The sequence below is a fragment of the Limnohabitans sp. TS-CS-82 genome (assembly GCF_002943475.1).
Genome location: NZ_PTQX01000024.1, coordinates 1 through 13,963, shown reverse-complemented (window position 1 = coordinate 13,963; position 13,963 = coordinate 1). Strand labels below are relative to the sequence as shown.

Annotated in this window: 12 protein-coding genes, 2 tRNA genes and 1 pseudogene; 6 read left to right on the top strand and 9 right to left on the bottom strand. The window is 50.3% G+C overall.

Translation table 11 applies throughout. From position 1 onward, the window contains the following. Nucleotides 1-72: 72 nt before the first annotated feature. Nucleotides 73-149: transfer RNA gene (locus C5F52_RS28630), tRNA-Ile, on the top strand. 169 nt (nt 150-318) lie between these two features. Here C5F52_RS28630 and C5F52_RS28625 read toward each other — a convergent pair. From C5F52_RS28625 to C5F52_RS28600, 6 genes and pseudogenes are all read right to left on the bottom strand, one after another. Beyond that, a pseudogene (locus C5F52_RS28625) lies at nt 319-808 on the bottom strand (hypothetical protein). Nucleotides 809-894: 86 nt separating this feature from the next. Continuing rightward, nucleotides 895-1,194 (bottom strand): copper-binding protein, encoded by a 300-nt coding sequence (locus C5F52_RS28620; RefSeq protein WP_104801770.1) that lies wholly within the window; start codon nt 1,192-1,194, stop codon nt 895-897. Nucleotides 1,195-1,201: 7 nt separating this feature from the next. Continuing rightward, a complete protein-coding gene (locus C5F52_RS28615) occupies nt 1,202-1,678 on the bottom strand; it encodes a DUF411 domain-containing protein (RefSeq protein WP_104801769.1) in 477 nt (158 codons plus the stop codon). 28 nt (nt 1,679-1,706) lie between these two features. Continuing rightward, complete coding sequence (locus tag C5F52_RS28610; RefSeq protein WP_104801768.1) at nt 1,707-2,195, bottom strand: plastocyanin/azurin family copper-binding protein; 489 nt, start codon at nt 2,193-2,195, stop codon at nt 1,707-1,709. Between the two features lie 27 nt (nt 2,196-2,222). Then, entirely contained in the window at nt 2,223-3,635 is a 1,413-nt protein-coding gene (locus C5F52_RS28605; protein WP_104801767.1) for a multicopper oxidase family protein, read from the bottom strand. 12 nt (nt 3,636-3,647) lie between these two features. Further along, nucleotides 3,648-5,066, bottom strand: a complete 1,419-nt coding sequence (locus C5F52_RS28600) for a TolC family protein (protein ID WP_104801766.1) — start codon at nt 5,064-5,066, stop codon at nt 3,648-3,650. 497 nt (nt 5,067-5,563) lie between these two features. On the opposite strand from C5F52_RS28600, the gene C5F52_RS29815 reads away from it, so the two are divergent. After that, on the top strand, nt 5,564-5,848 hold the full coding sequence (locus tag C5F52_RS29815; protein ID WP_146100195.1) for a hypothetical protein: 285 nt from the start codon (nt 5,564-5,566) through the stop codon (nt 5,846-5,848). 116 nt (nt 5,849-5,964) lie between these two features. Here C5F52_RS29815 and C5F52_RS28590 read toward each other — a convergent pair whose 3' ends face one another. Beyond that, nucleotides 5,965-7,005 (bottom strand): DMT family transporter, encoded by a 1,041-nt coding sequence (locus tag C5F52_RS28590; RefSeq protein ID WP_104801764.1) that lies wholly within the window; start codon nt 7,003-7,005, stop codon nt 5,965-5,967. Nucleotides 7,006-7,333: 328 nt separating this feature from the next. Here C5F52_RS28590 and C5F52_RS28585 point away from each other — a divergent pair. Then, a tRNA-Arg gene (locus C5F52_RS28585) sits at nt 7,334-7,410 on the top strand. A 276-nt stretch (nt 7,411-7,686) separates the two neighbouring features. Here the strand turns inward: C5F52_RS28585 and C5F52_RS28580 are convergent. Beyond that, nucleotides 7,687-8,082, bottom strand: a complete 396-nt coding sequence (locus C5F52_RS28580; RefSeq protein ID WP_104801763.1) for a transcriptional regulator — start codon at nt 8,080-8,082, stop codon at nt 7,687-7,689. Nucleotides 8,083-8,168: 86 nt separating this feature from the next. On the opposite strand from C5F52_RS28580, the gene C5F52_RS28575 reads away from it, so the two are divergent. Genes C5F52_RS28575 through C5F52_RS28565 form a run of 3 tightly spaced genes read left to right on the top strand, consistent with a single transcriptional unit; the run spans nt 8,169 to nt 13,529 of the window. Beyond that, nucleotides 8,169-10,316 carry a site-specific DNA-methyltransferase gene (locus C5F52_RS28575; protein ID WP_201747110.1) on the top strand — a complete coding sequence of 716 codons (2,148 nt, stop codon included), beginning with the start codon at nt 8,169-8,171 and terminating at the stop codon, nt 10,314-10,316. Next, nucleotides 10,313-13,297, top strand: a complete 2,985-nt coding sequence (locus C5F52_RS28570) for a DEAD/DEAH box helicase family protein (protein WP_104801761.1) — start codon at nt 10,313-10,315, stop codon at nt 13,295-13,297. The genes C5F52_RS28575 and C5F52_RS28570 overlap by 4 nt, the downstream gene beginning before the upstream one ends. 19 nt (nt 13,298-13,316) lie before the next feature. Next, nucleotides 13,317-13,529: a hypothetical protein gene (locus C5F52_RS28565; protein WP_146100194.1), complete on the top strand. Its 213-nt coding sequence runs from the start codon at nt 13,317-13,319 to the stop codon at nt 13,527-13,529. Between the two features lie 219 nt (nt 13,530-13,748). Here the strand turns inward: C5F52_RS28565 and C5F52_RS28560 are convergent. Continuing rightward, a partial coding sequence (locus tag C5F52_RS28560; RefSeq protein WP_146100193.1) for an IS3 family transposase occupies nt 13,749-13,963 on the bottom strand: 215 nt, incomplete at its 5' end.

The window sequence follows — 13,963 nt, the reverse complement described above, 5'->3', positions numbered from 1 at the left end:
AGATGTTTCGACTTGAGATCTGAATACTTGAATAACGCTCAGCCCGGTCAAACTACAATTGCCGCTTCGGTTGGGGCGTTAGCTCAGTTGGTTAGAGCAGAGGACTCATAATCCTTTGGTCCACGGTTCAAGTCCGTGACGCCCTACCAATCAAATCAAGGACTTAGCCCGGCTTTCATGCCGGGCTTTCTTGTTTCTGAGGCGCTCTTGTAGAAACTCTTCTACAAAATCTTTGGGGGAGGGGGAGAGCACGGTCGCAACTTTTGGCGACTTCTCCCAGCATTCGCTATGTTGTACGGAGCTGCATGAAATTGCTTTTTACAACGCTACACGCACTTTTTGCGTTGGTGCAGATAACACCTGTTCGCTCACTTCCATCATCATTTGCATCATGGACTCCATCATCTCCATGCGTTTTTCCATCATCTGCTGACGATCAGCCATGTTGCCGCTCATGTCCTTGCCACCTTGCATGCCCCCCCATGCTGGACATACCACCCATTTGCTTCATCATGCCCATGCCGTCTTGCATCATCTTCATGTGCTCACCCATCAGTGCTTGGCGCTCCTCTGGAGTTTTGGCAGATGCCATTTTTTTGTGCATCGCCTGCATAGCTTTCATTTGCTTATCCATCGAGGCCATCTTGTCTTCATTCACGGATTTGACAGGCGTCTTTTTGGTCGTCGCAGCGGACGCAGTTGTTCCCGCTGGATGGTGATCTTTATGTTCATCGGCGTTTTGGGCAAAAGAACCCATCGAAGCTGCCGCGACATATAGTCCAATGAGTGAGTTGCGAATGTTTGTCATGATTTTTCCCTTACAGGTTTGAAAACAGCTACTTGCGCAAACCCGTAGGTTGCTGGAGCAGCACTGCACGCCGATACAACGTGTTTTTAATCGGCTGGCTGGATGTCAGTCACGATCATCTTGCCGCCTTCGCTTACAACCATAAACTTAATTTTTTCGCCCGGCTTGATGCTGGTCAACAAACGTTTGTCTTTGGCTGTGAAAACCATGGTCATGCTTGGCATTTCCAAGTGTTTGATCTCGCCATGCTTGATCGTGACTTTGCCTGCCTCAAGGTCTACCTTCTTGACTTCTCCATCCGTCAGGGATTGAGCAAATCCGCTCAACGGCAGAGCCATACCCATTGCAAGCGTGAATAAAGCGAGCGTCTTTTTGAGTGTGTTCATGTAAACCTCATGCGTAAGAGTGAAAAACTTTGGATGACCCGTCTTTTTGGATCAATAAGACTTGGTAGGCGTCATGCTTACCGCCATAGGCTGGGCCATCCATACCGGGTGATCCGATCGGCATCCCGGAAACAGCTAGACCCAAAGCCTGTGGCTTTTCTTTCAGCAGTCGCTGAATATCTATGGCTGGCACATGCCCCTCAATCACATAGCCTTCGATGAGTGCGGTGTGGCAGGAAGCAAACTTTTGAGGCATCCCCAACCGAGCACGCGCGGCGCTGTTGCCTTGGTCCATGACTTTCGTTGCGAAGTTGTTTTTTTCCATATGCGCAATCCAGTCTTTGCAGCAACCGCAGTTAGGGTCCTTCCAGATTTGGACAGTAATCGGGCTTGCTGCGACGGCAATTGAAGAGCCGTTCAGCGCAACCAGACTCAACAATACTGAGCGCCTCGTGAGATTCAGCGGGGTAATTTGGGAGGTCATAGCTTGTGCTCCTTTTCTCTGTAAAAAATTACTTTTTGCCAACTTTGATCGTGCCTTTCATTCCGGCTTCGTAGTGGCCGGGCATCAAGCAGGCGAAATTGACGATGCCCGCTTTGGTGAACTGCCAAATAATTTCACCCTGCTGCCCGGGGACAAGGGTGACTTTGTTTGGTTCGTCATGCTCCATGTCGGGAAACTTCTTCATCAACTCCAAATGTTCAAGTAATTCCTTTTGAGTGCCCAAACTCAATTCGTGCTTGACTTGACCATTGTTTTTGATGATGAACCGCAAGGTTTCTCTCTGCTTGACTGAAATATTGGAAGGAGTAAAGCGCATGTTGTCAGTCATGCTGACAGTGATCGTCCGATTGACGCTTCCTGACGAACCAGACTTACCGATCGCGCTCTCATGCTCTACATGGCCGTGACCAGCGGGATGATCGCCGCCCGCTATAGCCGTACCAGATAGAAAAAGTGCCGCTAACAAGATCATGATTTGGCTTTTTGTTCGTTTCATTTGAATTCTCCGTTTCGAGTTGTCGAGTCAATGCTCACCATGTGCTGTAGGTTTGCGAATCTGCACTTCAAAATCTCTGGGCGGCTTTTGAGACCTTGGCATGGATTGCCCACCTGCTGAACTGCTGCGAGCGGGTTTCGCCACAGCACCTCTGTAGGGCTGAGCCACCGTTCCTGCCGGATGTTTGTACCAACCGAGGGTTTCGTAGTCACCCGGTTTCTGGTCTTTGCGGACCTTCAGGACACTGAACATGCCGCCCATTTCGACAGACCCGAAAGGCCCGTCACCCGTCATCATCGGGATCGTGTTTTCAGGGATGGGCATTTCCATTTCAGACATATCGGCCATCCCGCGCTCACCCATCACCATGTAATCGGGAATCAAGCTGTTGATCTTCTTACCAATACCTCGATGGTCCACACCAATCATGGTAGGCACAGCATGACCCATGGCATTCATGGTGTGATGGCTCTTGTGGCAATGAAATGCCCAGTCACCTTCTTCATCAGCCACAAACTCAATCTGCCGCATTTGCCCCACTGCCACATCGGTCGTGACTTCTGGCCAACGAGCTGTTTTTGGAATGGGGCCACCGTCCGTTCCCGTGACCGTGAACTCGTGGCCATGCAAGTGAATCGGGTGATTGGTCATGGTCAAGTTACCCACGCGAATGCGCACCTTGTCATTGAGCCTGACATTCAACGAATCAATGCCCGGAAAGATGCGGCTGTTCCAACTCCACAGGTTGAAGTCCAGCATCGTCATTGTTTTGGGCGTGTAACTGCCCGGGTCAATGTCAAAGGCGTTCAACAAGAAACAGAAGTCGCGATTCACCTCGTCGATGAGGGGGTGCTTTTCTTTAGGGTGCGTGATCCACAGGCCCATCATGCCCATCGCCATCTGCGTCATTTCATCGGCATGTGGGTGGTACATGAAACTGCCCGGACGTCGTGCCACAAACTCGTAGACAAAGGTTTGTCCCGGTTTGATCGACCGTTGCGTCAAGCCCGATACACCATCCATGCCATTGGGCAAACGCTGACCATGCCAATGCACGCTGGTGTGTTCTGGCAATTTGTTGGTCACAAAAATACGCACGCGATCGCCTTCGACCACCTCGATGGTTGGGCCGGGGCTTTGCCCGTTGTAGCCCCAAAGATGCGCTTTGAAGCCGGGTGCCATCTCACGCACCACAGGCTCGGCGACCAAATGGAACTCTTTGACCCCTTGGTTCATGCGCCAAGGCAGAGTCCAGCCATTGAGTGTGACCACGGGGTTGTAGGGGCGTCCGGTGTTGGGGACCAAAGGCGGCATGGTGTCAGGCTTGGACTGAATCACAGGCTCTGGCAATCCAGCCAATGCGAAACGACCCACAGCTGCTGCCGAGACAGCGCCTCCCGCAATGCCTGCTGCTTTGAAAAAATCTCGTCTTGATGTCATGTCGATCCCCGATCAATGGCCAGCAGCCGTATTACTTGATGTGCTGCTGATGGCAGCTACACCGATAGCAGTTGGGCGACCAATCAATGTCGCTTGCAAGGCGGCATCAGCCAACCAAAACTGTTGCTCTGCGGCGATGGCCGAAATGACGGTGCCAATTTGGTCACGCGAATCAGCCAGCAACTCAAAAACGCCAATGATCATGCCGTTGTAGCGCAGCACGTTCTCTTCTGAAATCACCTTACGAAGCGGAATAACTTCATCTTTGTAATGCCTAGAGATGTCATAGGCTGTGCGGTAAGCCGCATAGTTCTCACGTAGGGACGACCCAGCAGAACGAATCGTGGCTTCCAGTTGATTGGCTGCGGCCAAGGTTTGAGCGTTCATGGCATCGCGTTGCAGATCGCCCCAATCAAAAATGGGTAACTTCACGCCAACCTCATAACCACGTCTTGAGCTGTAGGACGATGTGCTGCTGTCTGATACGCTGCCACGTCGCACAGACAGCTCGATGTCCGTCAAACTCGTCACCCTGTTCAAGCCCTGCGCTTTGGCCGCTGCGTTGAACGCCGCTTTCGCTTGCTGGACATCCAAGCGTTCTTGGCTGACTTGTTTGGCTACGTCCTCAGGTGACATGGGTTGTTTTGGAAGATTAGGCAATCTCTCAGGAAGCACGAGCTGTTTGGCTTGCACCTCATCCAAACCCAAGAGCCTCACCAGCTCCTCTTGGCGTGACACAGCCGTTTGTTTGGCTGTTGCCAATTGGGTGGCAGCATCTGCATAAAACGCTTGGTGTCTTGCTCGCGTGAGTTTGTTGAAGTTACCTACAGACTCCATCCGCCGGGCCAACTCCGCACTCGCTTCTGCGCTGGCTAACACTTGGCCTGCATACTTGTACGACTGCTCTGCCGCAACCGCACGCACCCATGCTTGACGCACGCGGGTGACTTGATCCACCACCTCCGCTGTAATGCGAATTTGAGCTTGTTCAACGCGATGGTTAGCTATCGCCGAACGTTGAGGCAAGGTGATCAGGTCCAACAAGCCAAACGAGAAGAAGCGATTCAGCTCAGTCTCACTGCCCGTCACCACGCTTTCAAAAGCGAAGGTGGGGTTGGAGATTCGCCCCGACTGCGCCGCACTTGCTGCTTCGGCCCAGTTTTGAGCCAGCAAGGCTTGGAACGCAGGGCTGTTGGCCAGCAGCAACTGGACGGTTTCTTTTTGTCCAACGGGCTTGGCTAAAAGTTGATTCGTAGCAGCAAGACGCTTGTCACGTTCTTCCTTGGTTTTTGCAAGGTTCAACTCGTTTTGGGTAAAGCCACTGGCTTCACGATTGGCTCTGTCTATACCTTGATCTAAGTTGTAGCTGGCACAGCCGGACAACCCAAGAGCGACTGCCGTTAGCACCATTGATTTGAATTTGAGGTTCATTGGTGACCTCCATGAATATGCGCCGGAGTGGACGGCTTAGCGTCTGTGTCTTGCGTGATCTCTTTGGCATACGCACGCCACCCGCCAATGTCTTTCACAGTGTCATTGCTCTGCTTCCAAGATTGGACAGTGGACGCAGAGTAGCGCTGGTAATTTTCAAAAGAAGACTGGTAGATCAACTCAACGGATTTCTCCGGAGTCCGAACTTCGAGTTTGATGTCATTCTGCGCCCAAGCACTGCTCCAATGAAGGCAGGCAAGCAATACAGCTGCAGTCAGCTGTGGCGGCTTTGGAGATTTGGGATACATAGATTCCTCGTTAACCATGAAGCAATCGACTCTCGTGATGTCGATCAATCACGAGAACGAGCTGCAATTCGCGCAACCGCAAGGTTGCTAAATTGCTCAGGCGAGGAAGGAACGCGGAGGTCGCTCTAAGTTGTGGGGAGAAAACTCACCCAAGAGCACGGCGCTGGTCGCGACAAAGGTGCTGACTTCTTGGCTGAAAACCAAGTTGATCGGCGCTGGCAACAAAGCTGTGCCAAAGCAGCATTGGGCGCAAGTGCTGCATTTGTGATTCAAGCTCTTAGCAGTCTCAGCTTTGGATACTTGATGATCCGAAGGCTGGGTCTGGTCGTGATGATGATCAGCGGCTTGATGATGCGAGTGATCAGCCGCTGTTTGAACGACCGAAGAAGCCGCACCGCCACCATGACAAAACATTTGAGTGACCGAAGCCATCCCTTGCAATGGAATTGCAAGAGCAAGCAGACACATCACTAAAAATCTCACGGTTTTCACGATTCAATATTAGCATGGTTTCTATATTGAGACAAAGCCCCTAGGAGGATTCAAATGTAAGAAGTGCCCGACTAAGTGACTAAGTGACTAAGCATTCCTCAGTGTGTGTGCTGATGGTGAATGTCTGGGTAATGGGGGTGCTTGTGCGTCACTTCCGCGTGGACATGTCTGTGAACATGTGGTTCATGGCCATCCCACGCAAAGCTGTGAATGTGCTGATGGTGTTCATCGTGCGCATGTTTGTGCTCATGATCCAGCGCCTCGTGATGATGCGCATGCTCATGGAGTTCTGTAAGGTGTATCCAGACCCCAGTTGCCATCAATAAAGTTGCTAGCCAGAATAAGCCACCTGTTGGCTCACCGAACCAAAGAACTGATATTGTTGCCCCTATGAATGGAGCTGTTGAGAAGTACGCGCCTGTCCGAGCCGCTCCCAATCCACGAAGCGCCAATACAAACAGCACAAGACTCAAACCGTAGCCAATCAGACCAAGTGTCATGGTCGAAATGGTAGCGATGCCAGTGGGCAAAGATAGGCCTATCAGCAATGCGAGTGCGCAATTGACCGAGCCTGCGATTAGTCCCTTAACTCCAGCAATGAACAATGCATCTGAGGCCGACACTTTGCGGGTAAGGTTGTTGTCAATCGCCCAACAAAGGCATGCTGCTGCAATCAGCATTGGCCCCGACCAGTTGAAGCCGATTTCGCCGATTGTTTGAAAAGACAATGCTCCTCCTCCGAGAACGATAGCTACCATGCCAAGCACGATGCGCTTGTCTGCACTCTCACGGAAAACTACCCAAGCAATTAGTGCCGTCAGCACTGCCTCTAAGTTGAGTAGTAGCGAGGCTGTTGATCCAGTCGTTTGTTCTAAGCCAAATAGCAAAGCGACAGGTCCCAGAACACCACCAAATAAGATCGCACCTGAGAACCAAGACCATTCGGAAGTCGCAAGATTTGGGACAGTCCAACCTTTGTCGCGGATAAGTCGAATTAGCACAAGGCCTATCCCGCTGCCTAAGTAAAGCAAACCCGCCAACATGACCGGAGCATCATCACCGATTAGCTCTTTTGCAAACGGCGTGCTCGCACCAAAGAGAGCAGCTGCAAGCAGTGCATAAAAAACATCACGGTTCATTCTTGGCTGGCCTTCACTATAAAAATTGGTAGAGCAGACGAGCTATGCTCATCTTTCGCTTTGAACACAAGCCAGAATTTTGTCCTTGATTTCATTTGGATTTCCAATGCCAAGCACTACATCTTTCTACAAAGTTGTTTGAAACACCCCCGAAAACGGCATAAATTCGTCAAAGTAGTTCGAAGTGGTAGAAAGTCAAATCCTTTGCTAGCCCTTATGTAGTCTAGGAAACCCAGAAGACAGACCATCAAACTCATAATCCTTTGGTCGACAGTTCAAGTCTGTCACGCCCTACCAAATATCTGTGATATACTTTCGGTTTTCCAGAGCGGCTGTAGCTCAGCTGGATAGAGTACTTGGCTACGAACCAAGGGGTCGTGGGTTCGATTCCTGCCAGCCGCACCAAATGATTAGAGGGTTAGTAGATTAGCGTCTACTAACCCTTTCGTCTTTTTGGCATTCCTTACCTCGCTTGGTTGCCGTTCAGTAGCCGTTTCGCGATTCCCACAAGCTCCTGCAAACTCCAACAATTTCCACATCAGACTTGTCACAGTGTCAAGGCACGGTGAGCTGTTGTCAATGTGGTTCCCTATGGGTGGGGGGGGAGGGGTGGCCTGCCCAGCGAAACATAGGGGGGTGCCCTTGAGCCTCTAGGTATGGGGTGCTAGCACGCAGACAGTTTCAATCTGCGCGCTCTGCTTTTGTGAAGGCGGCAATCACTTCCCTGACTACTTTCCTATTTGGTGCGGAAAGGGCAAGGAACTCTTCCAAAGTTTCCCGCTCCTGAAAACCAAGACCTGATTGCCAAAGCTGTTTGTGTGACTGAACAGCTTTTCGCACAGACTCCCCAAAACGCAGAACTTCTGGTTCAACCTTGAGCCATTCCGCAAGTACTTGCATCTTGTCCTGCATCGGAATTGAGCGATTGTTCAACCAACCCCACGCAGCTTGATTGCTGATGGATTTGCCGGGCCAGCGCAAATTGAACTCATGCTCCAACACTGATGGGCTAGCAACGTAGCCAGCACGTGTCATGGCGGCTCGTAAACGCTTGGTGAATTCAATTTTTTCATTCATTTCAACAAGTTACAAACCTGTTGATGTTTTTCTCAAATAGCTGTTGAGTATCATTACAACAATCTGTTGAAAACTTTATCAACAACTTGTTGAAGACCTACATGGCCAAATCACTCTTAGAACAACTCCCCGAAATAGTGGCAAATGGCCGTAAGCAAGCCGAGAAAATCCTTGAGGGGATAGAGAGTCGTCAACGCATCGGCTTGCAGACGCGTGAGGTTGTCTTGCCAGCTCGCGATACAAAAGCCAAGGACTGGATTAACAGTCAAAACAAAGCCAGTCAACGTGAAGTGTTTGCACCCGGGCAAGCCAGCTTGGTGGATAACACCCAGTCACTCCTTGGCGCAGCGCCTGAGTCGACAACTTGGACGAATCGACTGATTTATGGCGATAACTTGATGGCCATGTCGGCACTGTTGGCTGGGGATGAGAACACACCCAGCTTGCGTGGCAAAGTTGATTTGATTTATATCGACCCACCATTTGACTCAAAGGCAGACTATCGAACAAAGGTCACTCTGCCGGGGCTTGAGATTGAACAAAAACCAACTGTGATTGAGCAATTTGCCTACTCAGACACTTGGAGTGATGGCACAGCGTCGTATCTAGCCATGATTACGCCAAGGCTAGTCCTCATGCGAGAGCTGCTTGCTGATACTGGTTCAATTTACGTTCATTTGGATTGGCATGTAAGTCACTATGTCAAATTAGTGATGGACGAAGTATTTGGTCGTGGTAGCTATGTGAACGAAATCGTTTGGCAACGATTCGGTGCACACAACGATGGTAAAAAATTTGGTGTAGTTACAGACACGCTGTTTTTGTACTCGAAGTCTGCAAAATATCAATACGAACAGCAATTCACACCTTATACAGATGAATATGTGCGTGAGCGATTCACTATGAGCGATAAGGATGGACGCAAGTTCTATCCAAATGTGATTACAGGAAAAGGGGCCGGGCCTGTAAGAACTTTTCGAGGGGTTGAAAAGATGCCTCCAGCAGGAAGGCACTGGACCTATGTGCAGTCAACTATTGACCAATTAGAAATCGAAAACAGAATCTACTACTCAAAAGAAGGGACACCATTCTTAAAGCAGTACCTTGATGAATATCCCGGTCGACCTGTGCAAAACCTATGGGCTGACATTTTCATGACAAAAAGCGGGAGTGAGCTGCTGGGATATGCAACTCAAAAGCCAGAAAAGTTACTTGAGCGAATAATCAAAAGTTCATCAAAAGAGAATGACTTAGTCTTGGATTTTTTTGGTGGTTCTGGAACAACTGCCGCAGTCGCTGAGAAACTTAATCGTCGTTGGATTACAACTGATTTGGGTAAACCTTCATGCATGATTATGCGAAAGCGTTTGATTGACCAAGAAGCCAAACCATTTTTATATCAAGCCATTGGCGACTATCAAGTTGAAGCTGCAAAGGCTACTCTTGGACGTGATTTCCGCATCGGTGATTTGTCACAAATCGTTTTGTCGCTATTCGGAGCATTACCTTTGCCTGCCGATTCGAATCCCCAGCGTAATTTAGGACAAATTGCAGGCATTGCATCTGGTTCAGGTCGGGGCAGTAAAACATTGGTGCTTGCAGACTCGCCTAACAAGCTCACTGGCATGGCCACCCTTAAAAAGGCAATAGCTCAGCGGGACAACCTAATGGGTGGTTGGGACCGAGTGGTGGTATTGGGTTGGAATTTTGAGCCATCAATTGGCGAAACTATCACCGCGTTGAACGACTCTCGCCTCGAGGTGTTGGTCATACCACCAGACTTGATGGACCGTTTAAAGAAGAAAGGCGGCATCGACAAGTTGCGCGGCCAAGTGCGCTTCTCTTCGCTGCAATACCTAACCATCGAACCCATCAAAGTCAAAACCGAAGACACACAAGACTTGCTTACGATTCAGCTTGATAACTATGTGTTGCTCTCACCCGAAGCTATCAACCTTGACGATGCCAACCGCCAAGCCTTGCAACAAGTGGCCAACAAAGAGCCATTGGCATTGATTGAGTATTGGGCCGTAGACCCCGACTACGACGGCAAGGTTTTCCGCTCCGTTTGGCAAGACTACCGTGGCAATACAGCCAACGATGCAGACGTGTTGCGCGTGGTGACCAAAGCAGAAGTCACCACACCGACCAAAGCCACACGCAAAGTTTGTGTGCGCGTGGTGGACGTGTTTGGCTTTGAAGCAGAAGTGGTCACGACGGTGGGGGCTGCATGAGCACCACCACTAAAAAAGCAGACGACCAACTGGCTCTCGCCACAGGACTAACGGCCAAAACGCAGCAATTATGTTTAGGCCTTGAATCAGGCGCTGCTGATATTTTGGAGTTGGTCACCCCTACCACCGCTGATTTATTAACGTGGTGGTTTGGTGAAGACATGGTGATGGCCCGTGGTGGTGAAGGTCGAGGACTGAACTTTCATGCAGGTCAAAAGCAAGCCATCTTGAACGCTATCGTGGCCCATGAGGTGTTGGGTGCTAGTTCTGAAAAATGGTCGCTGTTGAACTTGTATCAAGAAGCTGCGCCAAATTCGCTGCTAACTGGTACGCGTATGGAAGAGGTCTCCGCACCAAAGCACGGTCACCCTAAGTATTGTTTGAAGATGGCCACAGGCACAGGCAAAACATGGGTCATGCAAGCGCTGATGATTTGGCAGTTGCTCAACAAAACGGCAGCTCTTGCCGAGGGGGTTGACGATGCACGTTTTACACGCCAGTTCATGGTCGTGGCTCCCGGCTTGATTGTTTACGAGCGTTTGCTTGATGCGTTTTGCGGAAAGGTCGTGGCAGGCAGTCAAGGCTCGCGTGATTTCGCTACCTCCGATATGGCCCAATTTGCAGATTTGTTCATTCCCGAAGCCCATCGCGACATCGTGTTTGGCTTTGTGCGCGGCAATGTGTGCAGCAAAACTGAGATTGGACTCAAGGCCACAGGCAACGGCATGATTGCTATCACCAATTGGCACTTGTTGGCCGAGGGTGATTTAGTCGAAGACATTGAAGAAGTTGAAACACTGGGCGCACCACTCGACCCGCAGGCGGTGGTGGCTGGCGTATTACCCTTAACACCTGGTCGCGCCACAGGTAACAGTCTTGAAGTGTTAGACCGCCGCTATGCGCGCGGCAACGTGCTTGACTTCTTGGCGCAGTTGCCCGAATTGATGGTGTTCAACGATGAAGCTCACCACATCCACGAGTTCAAACGCGAAGGCGAAACCACAGAGGTGGAATGGCAAAAGAGCTTGACGCGCATCGCCGAAACCAAAGGTCGCCGTTTTGTACAAGTAGACTTTTCAGCCACGCCTTACAACGACGTGGGCGCAGGCAAGAACAAGCGCAAGGTTTATTTCCCGCACATCATCACCGACTTCGATTTAAAAAGCGCCATGCGCGCAGGTTTGGTCAAGTCGTTGGTATTGGACCGCCGCAAAGAAATTGGCGCACTGCCGCTGGAGTTCAAAGCCGAACGCGATGAATCAGGTAATCCAAGTTTGAGCGAAGGCCAACGCGTAATGTTGCGCGCTGGCTTGGTCAAGCTACGCAAACTTGAAGCCGACTTTTTAAAGATAGACCCACATCGCTACCCCAAGATGCTGGTCGTGTGTGAAGACACCACGGTGTCGCCGTTGGTTGCTGAGTTCTTGCAAGACCAAGAAGGGCTAAACGCAGACGAGGTTATGACGATTGACTCAGGCAAAAAAGCCGAGTTGGGTGAAAAAGATTGGGCACCCGTGCGCGAACGCTTGTTTAGCGTAGACAAGCACGCCACACCGCGTGTCATCGTGAGTGTGTTGATGCTGCGCGAGGGTTTTGACGTCAACAACATTTGCGTCATCGTGCCGCTGCGCTCTAGCCAAGCTCAAATTCTTTTAGAGCAAACCATTGGCCGAGGCTTGCGCTTGATGTGGCGCGACCCTGAGTACACTGAAATCAAGCAAGAGAACCGCGAGCACATCAACAACGGCCAAGAACCTGCCAGCTTGCTTGATGTGCTCACCATTGTTGAACACCCTGCGTTTCAATCGTTCTATGACGAATTGATTAGCGAAGGCTTGGTTGGTTCAACAGGCAATGATGACGACGATGACGATGGTTCGAGCACAGGTGACGTGATAGCTGCCAATTTGCGTGAAGACTTTGAAACGTTTGATTTCGGTATCCCGTTTATCTTGCAAGAATCCGACGAGCTACGCGACCACACGGCCATTGACATTGCCACACTGCCATCGTTTACAGCTATGACGGCTGAACAGCTCAAAGGCATGCTGGGCAAAGGAGACACCTTCGTATCTCAAGATTTGCAGTCGTCCACACTTTTTGGCGACTACCGCGTAGATGGTGCGGTGATGAACGTATCAGGCTACAACGATTATTTGTCGCGTCTCACACGTCGCATTAGCCAAGCGCTCAGCGAACCTTTGCCCAAAGGTAACAAGATTGCCACGCATTTAGCCAAACCGTATTTACAAGTGAATACCGCTGAGCTAACAGGCTGGATTGACGATTACGTTTGGACACAACTGTTTGCAGGCACGTTCAACCCTCTCGAAGACGAAAACTGGCGCTTGCTGCTGCTACAACCCGTTGTAGACCACATCACTAAGGTGTTTGCGGTGGGGCTACTTGAGTCAGAAGAAATGCATACAACAGGTGAGACCGAAGTTTATTTACGCCGACTGAGTGAGGTGCCCAAACTGATGGTGCGCGAGAGCGCATCGGTTGAAGTGTCCAAATGCATTTATGAACGCCTAGGCTGGCCCTCGCGCAATGGGGGCTTAGAGAAAGCGTTTATTTACTGGGCACAAGCTGATAGCCACATACAAGCTTTCTGCAAAATCAGCGAAAACCGTCATACCTTTGCGCGTCTGCGTTACGTAAAAGACGATGGACTTCCTGCTTTTTACTCGCCCGACTTTTTAGTGCGTACTGAAAATGCGGTGTATCTTGTAGAAACAAAGGGCCAAGAGCAAACCATTCACCCCAATGTGCAACGTAAGCTTAAAGCTGCACTTGCTTGGTGTGAACGCATTAATAACCTAACCGAAAAACAGCGCGGTGGCCCGCCTTGGCACTATGTGCTGCTGGCCGAAAACGTGTTGTACGAATGGCAAGGTAAGGGTGCGCATTTGTCCGAATTGTTGGACTACGCAAGATTGCGTCCTCTCGCAAGTGCTTCGCTTCAAGAGCGATTGATTTAATTTTTATCAGGAGATTTTCATGGCGACAACAAATCAAGTTTCAACAATGGCAAAACTTGCGAAGCAAATTGCTGATAAAGAAATGAAAACTGGAGAGACTAATTCTGAGGAGTTGTTGGAGGCGTTAGGTACTGTCGCCAAGATGCTTGAAGCGCAAGCTGGAAACAACCACGAAGTGTCAGCACTTGCCAAGCAAGTGCAAGAGTTAGTTGCTGCGAAAGTTACAAAATAAGCAGATGACGCGGATTAGTGGTTACGACTTGGTTGCATGCCCCAGTTGTGGGCATGTTCACAGAAGGACGGCTTATTCATCTGTTTCGGTCTATATCCCCGACGAAATGAAGACTTCAAACGACAGAGCATGTGTCAGTTGTTGCGAAGCATTTGCTCTGGATGAATCGCCCCGCATTTGAACTGACCCCCAAGACTTGGACGGTTGCGCTTCCGCCAACTAAGCGGTCCTTCTCAGCCGGTACTCCACCGGGCTGAGTCCTTTCAATCTGAGCTTGATGCGCTCATGGTTGTAGTAGCGGACGTAATCATGCACGCCAGCTTCAAGTTCATCAACGCTATTTGGTGGTGCAAGATGAAAATACTCGGCTTTTAGGGTGCCGAAGAAGCTTTCAATTACCGCGTTGTCAAAGCAGTTCCCCTTGCGGCTCATAC